Source organism: Shewanella seohaensis (assembly GCF_023283775.1).
Classification (GTDB): domain Bacteria; phylum Pseudomonadota; class Gammaproteobacteria; order Enterobacterales; family Shewanellaceae; genus Shewanella; species Shewanella seohaensis.
The window spans coordinates 1-15,981 of sequence record NZ_JAKILE010000027.1 but is presented as its reverse complement, the minus strand read 5'-3'; the positions used below and the strand labels follow the sequence as shown (position 1 = coordinate 15,981).

At 47.2% G+C, this 15,981-nt stretch carries 13 protein-coding genes; all 13 read right to left on the bottom strand.

Translation table 11 applies throughout. The annotated features are described in order from the left end of the window. On the bottom strand, positions 1 to 165 hold a 165-nt coding region (locus L2713_RS20350), incomplete at its 3' end, for a GTP-binding protein (protein WP_248969096.1). A 71-nt stretch (positions 166 to 236) separates the two neighbouring features. Next, positions 237 to 2,333 (bottom strand): elongation factor G, encoded by a 2,097-nt coding sequence (fusA, locus tag L2713_RS20345; RefSeq protein ID WP_248969095.1) that lies wholly within the window; start codon positions 2,331 to 2,333, stop codon positions 237 to 239. A gap of 78 nt (positions 2,334 to 2,411) precedes the next feature. Then, positions 2,412 to 2,882 carry a 30S ribosomal protein S7 gene (gene rpsG / locus L2713_RS20340; RefSeq protein WP_011070613.1) on the bottom strand — a complete coding sequence of 157 codons (471 nt, stop codon included), beginning with the start codon at positions 2,880 to 2,882 and terminating at the stop codon, positions 2,412 to 2,414. 80 nt (positions 2,883 to 2,962) lie between these two features. Next, positions 2,963 to 3,337, bottom strand: a complete 375-nt coding sequence (gene rpsL / locus L2713_RS20335; protein WP_011070612.1) for a 30S ribosomal protein S12 — start codon at positions 3,335 to 3,337, stop codon at positions 2,963 to 2,965. A 179-nt stretch (positions 3,338 to 3,516) separates the two neighbouring features. After that, the gene (rpoC, locus tag L2713_RS20330; RefSeq protein ID WP_109287940.1) at positions 3,517 to 7,734 is read right to left on the bottom strand and encodes a DNA-directed RNA polymerase subunit beta'; all 4,218 of its coding nucleotides are present in this window, start codon (positions 7,732 to 7,734) and stop codon (positions 3,517 to 3,519) included. Between the two features lie 83 nt (positions 7,735 to 7,817). Further along, positions 7,818 to 11,855 (bottom strand): DNA-directed RNA polymerase subunit beta, encoded by a 4,038-nt coding sequence (gene rpoB / locus L2713_RS20325; RefSeq protein ID WP_089066695.1) that lies wholly within the window; start codon positions 11,853 to 11,855, stop codon positions 7,818 to 7,820. A 242-nt stretch (positions 11,856 to 12,097) separates the two neighbouring features. Next, positions 12,098 to 12,469, bottom strand: a complete 372-nt coding sequence (gene rplL, locus L2713_RS20320) for a 50S ribosomal protein L7/L12 (protein ID WP_011621021.1) — start codon at positions 12,467 to 12,469, stop codon at positions 12,098 to 12,100. 54 nt (positions 12,470 to 12,523) lie between these two features. Continuing rightward, positions 12,524 to 13,024: a 50S ribosomal protein L10 gene (gene rplJ, locus L2713_RS20315; RefSeq protein ID WP_011070609.1), complete on the bottom strand. Its 501-nt coding sequence runs from the start codon at positions 13,022 to 13,024 to the stop codon at positions 12,524 to 12,526. Positions 13,025 to 13,289: 265 nt separating this feature from the next. Further along, positions 13,290 to 13,991 carry a 50S ribosomal protein L1 gene (gene rplA / locus L2713_RS20310; RefSeq protein WP_248969094.1) on the bottom strand — a complete coding sequence of 234 codons (702 nt, stop codon included), beginning with the start codon at positions 13,989 to 13,991 and terminating at the stop codon, positions 13,290 to 13,292. Between the two features lie 4 nt (positions 13,992 to 13,995). Continuing rightward, complete coding sequence (gene rplK, locus L2713_RS20305; protein WP_011621019.1) at positions 13,996 to 14,424, bottom strand: 50S ribosomal protein L11; 429 nt, start codon at positions 14,422 to 14,424, stop codon at positions 13,996 to 13,998. 128 nt (positions 14,425 to 14,552) lie between these two features. Further along, positions 14,553 to 15,104 (bottom strand): transcription termination/antitermination protein NusG, encoded by a 552-nt coding sequence (nusG, locus tag L2713_RS20300; RefSeq protein ID WP_109287938.1) that lies wholly within the window; start codon positions 15,102 to 15,104, stop codon positions 14,553 to 14,555. Between the two features lie 9 nt (positions 15,105 to 15,113). Then, positions 15,114 to 15,485 (bottom strand): preprotein translocase subunit SecE, encoded by a 372-nt coding sequence (secE, locus tag L2713_RS20295; protein ID WP_011621018.1) that lies wholly within the window; start codon positions 15,483 to 15,485, stop codon positions 15,114 to 15,116. 277 nt (positions 15,486 to 15,762) lie between these two features. Beyond that, the coding region (locus L2713_RS20290; RefSeq protein WP_487250724.1) for an EF-Tu C-terminal domain-related protein at positions 15,763 to 15,981 on the bottom strand (219 nt) is incomplete at its 5' end.

The window sequence follows — 15,981 nt, the reverse complement described above, 5'->3', positions numbered from 1 at the left end:
TTCTGGAGCGTTATCGATTTGAGAGAAGTCTTTAGCTTCACCACCGTAGGTCTTAGCCAGTACGTGAGAGATAGCTGCAGTCAGAGTGGTTTTACCATGGTCAACGTGACCAATGGTGCCCACGTTTACGTGAGGCTTATTACGTTCAAATTTAGCTTTTGCCACGATATATTCCTTTCTTTTCAGAATAATCCTGTATCAACAGGACCATATTACATTTATGTCGTAACTTAAAATTAGCTACGAGATTCAATAATCGCTTTCGCAATGTTTTGCGGTGCATCAGAGTACTTCAAAAACTCCATGGAGTAAGAAGCGCGACCCTGAGTCGCAGAACGCAAATCAGTTGCATAACCAAACATTTCAGAAAGAGGCACTACAGCATGGACTATCTTGATGCCACCGAAGCCATCATCCATACCTTCAATCAAACCACGACGACGGTTTAAGTCACCAACCACATCGCCCATGTAGTTCTCAGGAGTAGTTACTTCTACTTTCATGCAAGGCTCGAGCAACACAGGATTCGCTTCAAGCGCACCCTTTTTGAAGCCCATAGAACCCGCAATTTTGAACGCCATTTCATTCGAGTCCACATCGTGATATGAACCGTCGAACAGAGTGACCTTCACGTCCAACACAGGGAAGCCGGCGAGAACACCGTTCTTCATCTGCTCTTGGATACCTTTATCAACCGCAGGAATGAATTCACGTGGAACTACACCCCCAACGATTGCGTTGATAAATTCGTAACCAGCGCCTTCTTCATTAGGCTCTAGTTTTAACCAAACATGACCGAATTGTCCACGGCCACCTGATTGGCGTACAAATTTACCTTCAGCCTCGACTGATGCGCGAATGGTTTCGCGGTAGGCCACTTGTGGCTTACCAACGTTACACTCAACACCAAATTCGCGACGCATACGGTCAACGATAATGTCTAAGTGTAACTCACCCATTCCAGAAATCAGTGTTTGTGATGATTCTTCGTCAGTCTCAACCCGGAAGGATGGATCTTCCGCTGCGAGTTTTTGCAGCGCGATACCCATTTTATCTTGGTCTGCTTTAGACTTAGGCTCAACGGCAATGGTAATTACTGGCTCAGGGAACTCCATGCGTTCCAAGATCACCTTATGATCAGGATCACAAAGTGTATCACCCGTGGTGACTTCTTTCAGACCGATAGCCGCAGCGATATCACCTGCACGAACTTCTTTCAGTTCTGTACGATCGTTAGCGTGCATTTGCACGATACGGCCGATACGTTCACGTTTCTGTTTAACAGAGTTATAAACGCCAGAACCTGATTCGAGTACGCCAGAGTACACGCGAATAAAGGTCAAAGTGCCCACGAACGGGTCTGTAGCAATCTTAAATGCCAACGCCGCAAAAGGGGCATTGTCATCTGATGGGCGTTCAACTTCTTGCTCATTGTCATCAATGCCCTTAATTGGAGGCACATCGACGGGGGCTGGCAAGAATTCCACAACCGCATCAAGAACCGCTTGAACGCCTTTGTTCTTAAATGCAGAACCACAGGTCGCTAAAACGATTTCATTATTAATAGTACGCTGACGCAGTGCCTTTTTGATCTCGTCTTCTGACAGTGTGCCTTCTTCAAGGTACTTGTCCATCAGTTCATCCGAGGCCTCGGCTGCTGCCTCAACCAGATACTCATGCATTTCAGCCGCTTTCGCCGCTAACTCTGCAGGGATCTCTTCATAAGTGAAAGTCATACCCTGGTCCGCTTCGTTCCAGTTAATGGCTTTCATCTTGATTAAGTCGATCACGCCAGTGAAGTTTTCTTCTGCGCCGATATTCAGTTGAATAGGCACACAAGTCGCTCCTAGGCGAGTTCTGATTTGCTTCACTACACGTTCAAAGTCCGCACCTGCGCGGTCCATCTTGTTAACAAACACTAAGCGTGGAACGCGGTATTTGTCAGCTTGACGCCAAACGGTTTCTGATTGAGGTTCAACACCTGAAGAACCACAGAAAACCACTACAGCGCCGTCAAGAACGCGCAAAGAACGTTCAACTTCAATAGTGAAGTCAACGTGACCAGGGGTATCGATGATATTGATGCGGTGTTCAGTGAATTGAGCATCCATACCACGCCAGAATGTGGTTACAGCAGCCGAGGTGATAGTAATACCACGCTCTTGCTCTTGTACCATCCAGTCAGTGGTCGCGGCGCCGTCATGCACCTCACCGATTTTATGAGACAAACCGGTATAGAACAGAACACGTTCTGTTGTGGTGGTTTTACCTGCATCCACATGAGCACAAATACCGATATTACGATAACGCTCAATTGGGGTTGTACGAGCCACGATTATACCCTCTCCACCAAGACTAATGCCTTGGCAATATCAACAACGATGGTGTGGGCCTAAGCCCACACCATCAGATTACCAACGGTAATGAGCAAAGGCTTTGTTAGCTTCAGCCATGCGATGCACGTCTTCACGCTTCTTAACAGCAGTACCTTTGTTTTCAGACGCATCTAGCATTTCACCTGCTAGACGTAAAGCCATAGATTTTTCACCACGCTTACGAGCAGCTTCAACTAACCAGCGCATCGCCAGTGCGTTACGACGCACAGGACGAACTTCACATGGTACCTGGTAAGTAGAACCACCAACGCGACGAGATTTAACTTCGACTGATGGGCGAACGTTGTCCAGGGCTGCTTCAAGGATGTCTAAATGGTTAGCGCCTTTCTTTTCAGCGATAACATCAAGAGCCTTGTAAATGATTTTTTCGGCAGTCGACTTTTTGCCGTCCTGCATAATGACGTTGATGAACTTAGCCAGCAACTCACTGTGAAACTTTGGATCTGGTAGGATTTTACGTTGTCCTACAACGCGACGTCTTGGCATAACAATTCTCCGTATGCTTCAGGGATTTCCAAAACTGGAATTCTCAAAATAAACTAGCTTGGCCTTACTTAACGGATACGTTAAGACTTAGGACGCTTAGCACCGTACTTAGAACGGCTTTGGCGACGTGAAGTCACGCCTGCACAGTCTAATGCGCCACGAACAGTGTGGTAGCGAACACCTGGTAAGTCTTTAACACGACCACCACGGATCAAAATCACGCTGTGTTCCTGCAGGTTGTGGCCTTCACCGCCGATGTACGAAGTTACTTCGAAACCGTTAGTTAAGCGCACACGAGCTACTTTACGTAGTGCAGAGTTAGGTTTTTTAGGGGTAGTTGTGTACACACGTGTACAAACACCACGCTTTTGTGGGCACGCATTCAACGCAGGCACATTAGTCTTGTCGACTTTTGGCGCGCGTGGCTTACGTACCAACTGGTTTACAGTTGCCATGTATAGCTCCGAGTCAGTTGAATCAAACTCAACGATAAGGTGTGAAAAATCTATATCCCACAATGGTGGGACGCGGAATTTTAGAAAGGTAAAGCCTGACTGTCAAGAAATAGCCAACTTTTGCGGCATTTTCCAATAAAAAAGGCGCCATTGGCGCCTTTTTGTTACAAACTGTTCACTTAATCTTGGCTACCAGCCAGGTTTAAGAGGTCAGCAAGATTTTGTTCCGCTTCACTTGCAGTGATCTTATTCACTACAACTGGCTCGTCTTTCTTAGCACGGGCATCGTTACGGGTCTTGTGATAAGCATAACCAGTACCGGCTGGGATCAGACGGCCAACGATTACGTTTTCTTTCAGACCACGTAAGTTATCAGACTTACCACCTACGGCAGCTTCTGTCAGTACGCGAGTTGTTTCTTGGAACGATGCTGCAGAGATAAACGATTCTGTTGCCAGAGACGCTTTGGTAATACCCAGCAGTTCACGTTCGAAGGTCGCAGGCACTTTGCCTTGTTCGATCAGGTCGCGGTTAGCGATCTTCACGCGAGACACTTCTACTTGTTCGCCTTCTAAGAACTCACTGTCACCCGCAGAGGTGATCACGCACTTACGCAGCATTTGACGGATGATCACTTCGATATGTTTATCGTTGATCTTCACGCCTTGTAGACGGTATACGTCTTGTACTTCATTCACAATGTAGTTTGCTACGTTGTGGATGCCACGTAGACGCAGAATGTCGTGCGCCGCTTCTGGACCGTCAGCAATAACTTCACCACGTTCGACTTTTTCACCTTCGAACACGTTTAAGTTACGCCATTTCGGGATCATCTCTTCGTACTGTTCACCGCCATCCGCTGGTGTGATCACCAGACGACGCTTGCCTTTGGTCTCTTTACCAAACGAGATGGTACCAGAGATTTCCGCCAGAATAGCTGGCTCTTTTGGCTTACGGGCTTCGAACAGGTCAGCAACGCGTGGTAGACCACCCGTGATGTCGCGTGTTTTAGACGATTCTTGTGGAATACGTGCTAACGCGTCACCCACGGCGATTTGCGCGTTGTCGTCAAGGTTAACGATCGCACTGCCTGGTAAGAAGTATTGTGCTGGTACTTCAGTACCTGGGATCATCAGGTCACTACCGTCGGCACCAACCAGACGGATCATTGGGCGCATTTCTTTACCCGCTGAACCACGTTGACCCACGTCGAGGATCACGATTGATGACAGACCAGTCAGTTCGTCTGTTTGACGAGTCATGGTCACGCCGTCGATCATGTCAACGAACTTAATACTACCCGCCACTTCAGTGATGATTGGGTGAGTATGTGGATCCCAGTTAGCGATGATATCGCCCGCTTCTACTGATGCTTCTTCTAACTTCTCGAGCACAGTACCGTAAGGCACTTTATAACGCTCTTTCTCACGACCTAATTCGTCGATGATCGCCAGTTCAGAAGAACGAGAAACGATAACCAGCTTGCCGTCAGTGTTAGTCACGTACTTAGCGTTGTGCAGTTTCAACGAACCAGAGTTCTTCACTTGGACGTTGTTTTCTGCAGACGCTCTCGATGCCGCACCACCGATGTGGAACGTACGCATCGTTAACTGTGTACCTGGTTCACCGATTGATTGTGCCGCGACAACACCGATGGCTTCGCCGTGGTTAATCAGGTGACCACGGGCTAAGTCACGGCCATAACATGCCGCACACACACCGAAGTCGGTATCACAGGTAATTACTGAACGTACAATCACTTCGTCGATTGAGTGTTCTTCTAACTTGTCACACCATGCTTCGTCGAGCAGAGTGTTACGTGGTGCAAGCACATCTTCAGTACCTGGGTACAGAACATCAACAGCAACCACACGACCCAGTACGCGTTCACGTAATGGCTCAACAACGTCACCACCTTCGATCAGCGGCTTCATTGTCAGACCTTCGTGAGTACCACAATCGTCTTCGATGACCACTAAGTCTTGAGCAACGTCAACCAGACGACGAGTCAGGTAACCCGAGTTCGCTGTCTTCAATGCGGTATCGGCTAGACCTTTACGCGCACCGTGGGTTGAGATGAAGTACTGAAGTACGTTCAGACCTTCACGGAAGTTCGCCACGATTGGGGTTTCGATGATCGAACCGTCTGGTTTCGCCATCAGACCACGCATACCCGCTAACTGACGGATCTGTGCGGCACTACCACGAGCGCCCGAGTCGGCCATCATGTAAATGCTGTTGAACGAAGCTTGTTTCTCTTCAACGCCATCACGGTTAATCACTGTCTCAGTTGACAGGTTTTCCATCATCGCTTTAGAAACTTTTTCGTTCGCACTTGCCCAGATGTCGATTACTTTGTTGTAACGCTCACCCGCGGTCACCAGACCTGATTGGAACTGCTCTTGAATTTCGAGCACTTCTGCTTCAGCGTCAGCAACTAAGGTGTACTTCTCAGCTGGGATCACCATGTCGTCGATACCGACAGATGCACCAGAGATAGTGGCGTAACGGAAACCTGTGTACATCAGTTGGTCAGCGAAGATAACGGTATCTTTCAGACCTAATTGACGGTAACAAGTGTTCAATAGTTTAGAAATCTGCTTTTTGCCCATGTTCTGGTTAACCAGATCAAATGACAAACCTGCTGGTAGAATTTGTGACAGCAGAGCACGACCAACAGTAGTATCAACGATACGACGTTGTTCAGTACGCTCACCATTGTCACCGATAACGGTTTCAGTGATACGCACTTTCACGCGGGCATGCAGTTCAGCAGCGCCAGTTGCGTAAGCTTTTTCAACTTCTGCAACAGACATAAAGTACATACCTTCACCACGGCCGTTGATACGCTCACGGCTGGTGTAGTACAGACCTAATACCACGTCTTGAGATGGTGTGATTACAGGCTCGCCGTTCGCTGGTGACAGGATGTTGTTGGTAGACATCATCAGGGCACGGGCTTCAAGCTGCGCTTCCAGTGTTAACGGTACGTGTACCGCCATTTGGTCACCGTCGAAGTCGGCGTTGTATGCCGCACAAACGAGTGGGTGTAACTGGATTGCTTTACCTTCAATCAATACAGGTTCAAACGCTTGGATACCCAGTCTGTGCAGTGTTGGTGCACGGTTAAGCATCACTGGATGTTCGCGGATCACTTCATCCAGAACGTCCCAAACTTCCGCCACTTCACGCTCTACCATCTTCTTAGCAGCTTTGATGGTTGTCGCTAAGCCACGACCTTCCAGCTTGCCATAGATGAATGGCTTGAACAGTTCCAGTGCCATCTTCTTAGGAAGACCACATTGGTGCAGACGTAAAGTAGGACCTACGGTAATTACCGAACGACCAGAGTAGTCAACACGCTTACCTAACAAGTTCTGACGGAAACGACCTTGTTTACCTTTGATCATATCGGCCAAAGATTTCAGAGGACGTTTGTTAGAACCGGTAATAGCACGACCACGACGACCGTTATCTAATAGCGCATCAACAGACTCTTGTAACATACGCTTTTCGTTGCGTACGATGATGTCCGGCGCAGCTAAATCTAACAGACGCTTCAAACGGTTGTTACGGTTGATCACGCGGCGGTACAGATCGTTCAGATCTGAAGTCGCGAAGCGGCCGCCATCGAGCGGTACCAGCGGACGTAAGTCAGGTGGTAACACAGGCAGTACTTTTAAGATCATCCACTCAGGCTTGTTGCCAGAAGTGTGGAACGCTTCCATCAACTTAAGACGCTTGGTCACTTTCTTGCGACGAGTCTCAGAGTTGATTGATGGCAGCTCTTCACGCATTTGTTCGATTTCTTTTTCGAGATCGATCGCGCGCAGCAGTTCTAATACCGCTTCAGCACCCATCTTAGCTTCGAATTCGTCACCGTATTCTTCTAATGCGTCCAGATAGTTTTCTTCTGTCAGCATTTGGCCACGTTCAAGGCTGGTCATGCCAGGCTCGATCACGACGAAAGATTCAAAATACAGTACGCGCTCGATATCACGCAGCGTCATGTCTAGCATTAAACCGATACGGGACGGCAGTGATTTCAAGAACCAAATGTGGGCAACTGGGCTAGCCAGTTCAATGTGACCCATACGCTCACGACGTACTTTAGTCTGGGTAACTTCTACGCCACACTTTTCACAGATCACACCACGGTGCTTCAAACGCTTGTACTTACCGCACAAACATTCGTAATCTTTGACCGGGCCAAAGATACGCGCACAGAACAGACCTTCACGCTCAGGCTTGAAGGTACGGTAGTTAATGGTTTCTGGCTTCTTAACTTCACCAAAAGACCAAGAACGGATCAGATCAGGCGATGCCAGACCAATTTTGATGCCGTTAAATTCTTCAGTCTTGCTTTGCTGTTTCAGAAACTTTAATAAGTCTTTCACGTTTCTCTCCTGAAGGAGTTAAACCGGGTGCTCCGCTCTCACGGAGCACCATTCTGTTGCCAAACGCGGCTAAATACCTGCGCTTATTCCTGATCCAACTCGATGTTAATACCGAGTGAACGGATCTCCTTCAGTAATACGTTGAAGGACTCTGGCATGCCAGGCTGCATCTGATGGTTACCGTCGACGATGTTCTTATACATCTGAGTACGACCGTTAACGTCATCCGATTTCACGGTGAGCATTTCTTGAAGCGTATAAGCGGCACCGTATGCTTCTAGTGCCCACACTTCCATCTCCCCGAAACGCTGACCACCGAACTGAGCTTTACCGCCCAGTGGTTGTTGAGTCACTAAGCTGTACGAACCGGTAGAACGGGCGTGCATCTTATCGTCAACTAAGTGGTTCAGTTTGAGCATGTACATGTAACCTACAGTTACTGGACGCTCAAATTCGTTACCGGTACGACCATCAAATAATTTCAGCTGACCAGAGGTTGGCAAGCCTGCAAGCTCAAGCATCTGCTTGATCTCTTTCTCTTTAGCACCGTCGAAGGCTGGCGTAGCAACTGGGATACCGCCTTTCAGGTTGTTCGCTAAGCGCAGTAACTCATCGTCAGTGAATGAATCGATGTCAACGCGCTGCTGCACTTCGTCACCTAATTCGTACACTTGCTTGATGTAGCTACGAACTTCTGCAAGTCCCTTCTCGCGCTGATCTTCCAGCATGGCAGCAATCTTGTTACCAATACCTTTAGCAGCAGCACCTAAGTGAACTTCAAGAACCTGACCGATGTTCATACGTGATGGAACGCCTAGCGGGTTCAATACGATGTCCACAGGGTTGCCTTGCTCGTCGTACGGCATGTCTTCAATTGGGTTAATCTTAGAGATAACACCCTTGTTACCGTGACGACCCGCCATCTTGTCACCTGGTTGGATAGTACGTTTAACCGCTAAGTAAACCTTAACGATCTTCAGTACGCCTGGTGCCAAGTCATCACCTTGGGTGATCTTGCGACGTTTGATTTCAAACTTCTTATCGAAGTCTGCTTTCAGCTCTTCATGCTGTTCAGCTAATTGCTCAAGTTCAGTTTGTTTGGTTTCATCGTCAATGACTTGAACCAATACATCTTTACGTGGCAATGCTGCGATTTGTGCTTCAGTGAAACCGGCACTTAATAATAAGTTGCGCGCACGGCTCAATACGCCTTCTTCAAGGATCTTGAACTCTTCGCCTAAGTCTTTACGAGCTTGGGCAATGTGCATTTCTTCGATTTCAATGGCGCGTTTGTCTTTCTCAACGCCGTCACGGGTAAATACCTGCACGTCGATGATAGTACCTTTAACAGAGTTAGGTACACGCAGTGAGCTGTCTTTCACATCAGACGCTTTCTCACCGAAGATGGCGCGCAGTAACTTCTCTTCTGGAGTCAGTTGTGTCTCGCCTTTTGGCGTGACTTTACCTACCAGAATGTCACCACCCTTCACTTCTGCACCGATGTAAACGATACCTGACTCGTCGAGTTTCGACAGAGCAGATTCACCTACGTTTGGAATGTCAGCAGTGATTTCTTCGCTACCCAGCTTGGTATCACGAGCGATACAAGACAGCTCTTGAATGTGGATAGTGGTGAAACGGTCTTCCTGTGCAACACGCTCAGAAATTAAGATCGAGTCTTCGAAGTTGTAACCGTTCCAAGGCATGAACGCGATACGCATGTTCTGGCCAAGGGCTAAGTCACCTAAGTCAGTAGACGGACCGTCTGCTAACACGTCACCACGAACCACTGGCTCACCAACTGAACAACATGGACGTTGGTTGATACAAGTGTTTTGGTTAGAACGGGTGTACTTAGTCAGGTTGTAAATGTCGATACCCGCTTCGCCTGGGCGCAGCTCGTCTTCATTTACTTTAACAACGATACGGCTCGCATCAACGTAATCGATCACACCGCCACGTTTGGCAGCAACAACTACGCCTGAGTCCACAGCTAACGTGCGCTCAATACCAGTACCGACCAGAGGCTTCTCTGATTTCAGTGTTGGTACCGCTTGACGTTGCATGTTCGCACCCATCAATGCACGGTTCGCGTCGTCGTGTTCTAAGAACGGGATCAGAGACGCAGCAACAGAGATGATCTGTTGTGGCGATACGTCCATGTATTGAATGTCAGACGCGCGCATAAAGGTAGATTCACCTTTGTGACGACATGCGATCTGTTCTTCAACCATGCGACCTTGTGAGTCAACTTCGATGTTCGCCTGTGCAATCACATAACGACCTTCTTCAATCGCTGACAAGTATTCCACATCGTCAGTGATCACACCGTCTACCACTTTGCGGTATGGGGTTTCTAAGAAGCCGTAAGAGTTAGTACGGGCAAAGCTCGCTAATGAGTTGATCAGACCAATGTTTGGACCTTCAGGGGTCTCAATTGGACATAAACGACCATAGTGCGTTGGGTGTACGTCGCGGACTTCGAAGCCTGCACGTTCACGGGTCAAACCACCTGGGCCTAGAGCAGAAATACGACGCTTATGCGTTACTTCTGACAGCGGGTTGTTTTGGTCCATGAATTGTGACAGCTGAGAAGAACCGAAGAACTCTTTCACTGCAGCAGAAATTGGCTTAGCGTTGATTAAGTCTTGTGGCATCAGCTCGTTCAGATCGCCTAATGACAGACGTTCACGCACGGCGCGCTCAACACGGACCAGACCAACACGGAATTGGTTTTCAGCCATTTCACCCACAGAACGAATACGACGGTTACCTAAGTGGTCGATATCGTCCACTTCGTCGAAGCCGTTACGGATGTGAATGATGTTCTTCATTACTGCAACGATGTCTTCTTTAGACAGTACGCCGCTACCTTCGTCATCAGGAATGCTGAGACGACGGTTGAACTTCATACGACCTACTTTAGACAGGTCATAACGTTCTTCACTGAAGAATAAGTTTTGGAACAGGGCTTCTGCTGCATCTTTGGTTGGTGGCTCACCAGGACGCATCATGCGGTAGATCTCAACTAACGCTTCTAAGCGGTTAGTGGTTGGATCGATACGCAGAGTGTCAGAGATGTAAGCACCGTGGTCTAGCTCGTTGATGTACAACGTGCTCAGCTCTTTGATGCCTGCCAGTGATAACTTCGCTAAGTCTTCTAAGCTGATTTCACTGTTAGCAGAAACTAATACTTCACCCGTGTCCGGATCGATGTAATCTTGAGCAGCATATTTGCCCACGATGTACTCAACTGGTACTTCGAGCTCAGTGGTGTTGGTTTTTTCGAGTTGGCGAATATGACGTGCAGTCACGCGACGGCCCGCTTCAACCAAGACGGTACCTTCAGCATCCTTGATGTCGTAGCTGGCGGTTTCGCCACGCAGACGCTCAGGTACTAAGGTCATAACCAGAGTATCTTTCTTGATCTTGAATTCAACACGTTCGAAGAACAGGTCGAGGATCTCTTGAGTAGAGTACTCTAATGCGCGCAGAATGATGGTCGCAGGTAATTTACGGCGACGGTCAATACGTACGAACAGCGCATCTTTAGGATCGAATTCAAAGTCTAACCATGAACCACGGTAAGGAATGATACGTGCGTTATACAGCACCTTACCTGATGAGTGGGTTTTACCACGGTCGTGATCGAAGAATACGCCTGGAGAACGGTGTAATTGAGATACGATTACACGCTCAGTACCGTTGATCACAAAGGTACCGTTGTCAGTCATCAATGGGATATCGCCCATGTAGACTTCTTGTTCTTTAATATCTTTTACAGTGCCGGCCGCTGCTTCACGATCATACAACACCATGCGTAACTTAACGCGCAGTGGAGCTGAATATGTAACACCACGGATCTGACACTCTTTCACATCAAAAACAGGCTCGCCAAGCTTATAGCTGACGTATTGCAGTTCTGAATTACCAGAAAAGCTCTTGATGGGAAAAACGCTACGGAAGGCGGCTTCTAAACCGCGCTCACCGGTAGGATCTTGATCGGTGAACTTCTTAAAAGAGTCTAACTGAATAGACAAAAGGTAAGGAATATCCAACACCTGTGGACGCTTACCAAAGTCTTTGCGAATACGCTTCTTTTCAGAATAGGAGTAAACCATGGGTTTCCTCTGCTTGCGAGATGTGACCAAGACTGAACTTATAACAATAGTCATTAAATTCAGCACGTTTGCCCATCACCGTTGATGGCAAGAACCTAACCAGTAATCTCTGCTAGGGACTGCAAAATTTGGCGATAAACGGTGAAAAAAAATCGCCGACGCATATAGCGCAAAAAAGGCCGACGGTTAAAAAACCGCCAGCCTCCACCCAATTGGCTTGGGTGAGTAAGCTAGATAATAGCTTACTTGATCTCTACTGTAGCACCAGCTTCAACCAGTTCTTTCTTCAGAGCTTCAGCTTCTTCTTTAGAAACGCCTTCTTTAACTGCTACTGGAGCAGCTTCAGACATTGCTTTAGCTTCTTTCAGGCCTAAACCAGTTGCGCCACGGATGGCTTTAATTACTGCAACTTTGTTGTCGCCGTGAGCAGTCAGAATTACGTTGAATTCTGTTTGTTCTTCAGCAGCAGCACCTGCATCAGCAGCACCGCCAGCAACTACTGCAGCAGCAGCAGAAACGCCGAACTTCTCTTCCATAGCTTCGATCAGTTCAACAACTTCCATTACAGACATAGCTGCAAAGGCTTCTAAGATTTGGTCTTTAGTGATAGACATAACAAATGTTTCCTATTGTTCTGAATTCAATTTTATTAAGCAGCCAGCTTAAAATTAAGCGGCTTCTTGTTTTTGATCGCGCAGGGCGGCCAGAGTACGAACGAACTTGCCAGCAGATGCTTCTTTCATAGTCATCATTAACTGAGCTAGTGCTTCTTCGTATGTTGGCAGTTTCGCCAAACGATCAATGTCAGCTGCAGGGATGAAATTCCCTTCAAAGGCTGCGCCTTTAACTTCGAAGTTAGCTTGCTCTTTAGCAAAGTCTTTTAACAGACGAGCTGCAGCACCTGGGTGCTCGTTAGAGAAAGCAATCAAAGTTGGGCCAGTGAACGTTTCTGCTAGGCACTCAAATGCAGTACCTTCAACAGCACGACGAGCCAAAGTGTTACGTACTACACGTACATAAACACCAGCTTCGCGAGCTTTTTTACGCAGACCGGTCATAGCACCTACAGTTACACCGCGTGAATCAGCGGCTACTGCAGATAGCGCACCTTTGGCAGCTTCGTTGACTTCAGCAACAATCGCTTTTTTGTCTTCGAGTCTTAATGCCATTGGCTTTACTCCTGGATTCCACCTAGGGTATTCCCTAGTACTTACCATACTAAATACTTATGTATTTAGTGACTTACGGTGCAGATTATCCAGTAAAAAAATTTAGCTGGGGCCTGACACCGTCTACGCAGGAAATTAAGTAAACCGTTAAAGTAAACACCTGCGGTCTTGGACGGAAGCCTAATTAATGATGCATTAAGCATCAAAAACAGGCTTCAACCCACAAAGTGCGCGCATTATAGACTAATGCACGCACCTTGTAAAATTAGTTAGCTGTTTCGAGAGAAGCTTGGTCAACAGCAACACCTGCACCCATAGTGGTAGAGATGCTTACTTTTTTCACGTATACACCTTTTGCAACTGCAGGCTTAGCCTTTTTCAGTGCAGAGATTAACGCTTCCAAGTTTTCTTTCAATTGAACTGGTGTGAAATCCACTTTACCGATAGTAGTGTGGATAATACCGTTCTTGTCGTTGCGGTAACGAACTTGACCAGCTTTGGCGTTCTTAACTGCTTCAGCAACGTTTGGCGTTACTGTGCCAGTTTTTGGGTTAGGCATTAAACCACGTGGGCCTAAGATTTGACCTAACATACCAACAACGCGCATTGCATCTGGAGATGCGATAACTACGTCGAAGTTCATTTCACCAGCTTTGATTTGCTCAGCCAGATCATCCATACCAACGAGTTCTGCACCAGCAGCTTTTGCAGCTTCAGCATTTGCACCTTGTGTAAATACTGCAACGCGAACGTCACGACCAGTACCGTGTGGTAATACAGTAGCACCACGAACGTTTTGGTCTGATTTACGTGGGTCGATACCCAGGTTAACAGCAACGTCAACACTTTCAACGAACTTAGCAGTTGCTAATTCTTTTAACAGAGCAACAGCGTCGTTGATTTCGTATAACTTAGTACCGTCAACTTTCTCGCGGATTACGCGCATGCGTTTAGTTAGTTTTGCCATTATATTAACCCTCTACAACCAAACCCATTGAACGCGCAGTACCTTCGATTGAGCGAGTCATCGCTTCAACATCAGCACCAGTCATATCGGCCGCTTTCAATTCAGCAATTTCTTGAATCTTAGCACGAGCGATAGTACCTACTTTCTGAGTGTTTGGACGTGGAGAACCTGATTTCAGGCCTGCAGCAGTCTTCAGTAAGTAAGAAGCTGGTGGAGTCTTAGTTTCGAAAGTGAATGAACGGTCACTGTATACAGTGATCACGACTGGAATAGGCATGCCTTTTTCCATTTTTTCTGTACGGGCGTTGAACGCTTTACAGAATTCCATGATGTTCACACCTTTCTGACCCAGAGCTGGACCAACTGGTGGTGAAGGGTTCGCAGAACCTGATTTCACTTGTAGCTTAATATAAGCATCAATCTTTTTTGCCATCTGACATTTCCTCAGTTTGGGTTCAAACGCGCATCAGCGACATGCCGACGTGCTCCCCCGAAAACAACGGGTGCGGATTATATAGAAATCCGCACCCGTTGCCAAACGGATTTTTGTATTTAATTTAATCAGCCTTTTTCGACTTGACTAAAATCGAGCTCAACAGGTGTAGAACGACCAAAGATCATTACCGACACTTTTACGCGGCTCTTGTCATAATCCACTTCTTCAACAGTACCGTTAAAGTCAGCAAATGGACCATCACAAACACGCACCACTTCGCCCGGCTCGAAAATAACACGGTGAGTCGGTGAAGCTGTGGTTTCTTGTAAGCGACGCAGAATTGCATCCGCTTCTCTATCTGAAATTGGGGCAGGACGATCAGAAGTTCCGCCAATAAAGCCTAAAACACGCGGGATGCTTTTGACTAAATGCCAGCTGTCATCGTTCATTTCCATCTGGACTAGAACATAACCAGGGAAAAACTTACGCTCACTCTTACGACGCTGGCCTGCACGCATTTCAATGACTTCTTCAGTCGGAACCAATACTTCGCCGAAGTACTCTTCCATGCCGTGCATTTTAATGTATTCAATCAGTGACTTACAAACTCGGCTTTCATAGCCTGAGAATGCCTGCACTACATACCATCTTTTTTTAGCTTCTTTAGCTTCAGTCATTCGAGGTGCCTATACGCCAGTGATGAAATTGACAATGTGCATTAACACTGCATCTAAACCCCATAAAACAAGGGCTAAAATACCTGTTGCAGCAAGGACAATAAAAGTGGTGTTAAGCGCTTCTTGACGTGTTGGCCATACGACCTTGCGCACTTCAATTTGCGACTCACGAGCGAACGCTAAGGCTTTCTTACCCTTTTCTGTTTGCAGGGCAATAAAACCAGCAATAGCGAATGCAACGATAACAGCCAGTGCACGGATCACGGCACTTGTCTCGCTATACATTTGATTGCCAATAACAGCAGCGGCCAGCAATAGGATCGCTAAACCCCACTTCACGATATCCAGAGAGTTAGTCTGGTTTTCAGTATTTGTTGTCATCGGTTATTCCGTTACTCAATACGGCCTGAGCTTGAGCACAATAATTAGGGACATACGACCCAGTTACAATACGCTTTAGATACTCTGCATTCCGAATACCCTTAGAAACGCATGTTGCATAAGCTCAGGGTCAAAAATCGGCCATAGATTGTATTCTTATTCGACTTTGTAAGCAAGGATGCACAGCCGTTGCAACCCACAAAACCTAGTAAATAATCGACTTAAACAAAAAAGGAAGCCGAAGCTTCCTTTTTCAGTACTATATCTAAGTTCGCAATTAAGCGATGATCTTAGCTACAACACCGGCACCTACTGTACGGCCACCTTCACGGATTGCGAAGCGTAAACCTTCGTCCATCGCGATTGGGCAGATCAGAGTCACTTTCATCTTGATGTTGTCGCCTGGCATTACCATCTCTACGCCTTCTGGCAGTTCGATAGTACCAGTCACGTCAGTTGTACGGAAGTAGAACTGTGGACGGTAGCCTTTGAAGAA

Bases quoted from the DNA above. Each gene is read 5' to 3' on its own strand.
- rpsG (WP_011070613.1), bottom strand. From the start codon at position 2,882: ATGCCAAGACGTCGCGTTGTAGGACAACGTAAAATCCTACCAGATCCA.
- rpsL (WP_011070612.1), bottom strand. From the start codon at position 3,337: ATGGCAACTGTAAACCAGTTGGTACGTAAGCCACGCGCGCCAAAAGTC.
- rpoB (WP_089066695.1), bottom strand. From the start codon at position 11,855: ATGGTTTACTCCTATTCTGAAAAGAAGCGTATTCGCAAAGACTTTGGT.
- rplL (WP_011621021.1), bottom strand. From the start codon at position 12,469: ATGTCTATCACTAAAGACCAAATCTTAGAAGCCTTTGCAGCTATGTCT.
- rplJ (WP_011070609.1), bottom strand. From the start codon at position 13,024: ATGGCATTAAGACTCGAAGACAAAAAAGCGATTGTTGCTGAAGTCAAC.
- rplA (WP_248969094.1), bottom strand. From the start codon at position 13,991: ATGGCAAAACTAACTAAACGCATGCGCGTAATCCGCGAGAAAGTTGAC.
- rplK (WP_011621019.1), bottom strand. From the start codon at position 14,424: ATGGCAAAAAAGATTGATGCTTATATTAAGCTACAAGTGAAATCAGGT.
- nusG (WP_109287938.1), bottom strand. From the start codon at position 15,104: ATGACTGAAGCTAAAGAAGCTAAAAAAAGATGGTATGTAGTGCAGGCA.
- secE (WP_011621018.1), bottom strand. From the start codon at position 15,485: ATGACAACAAATACTGAAAACCAGACTAACTCTCTGGATATCGTGAAG.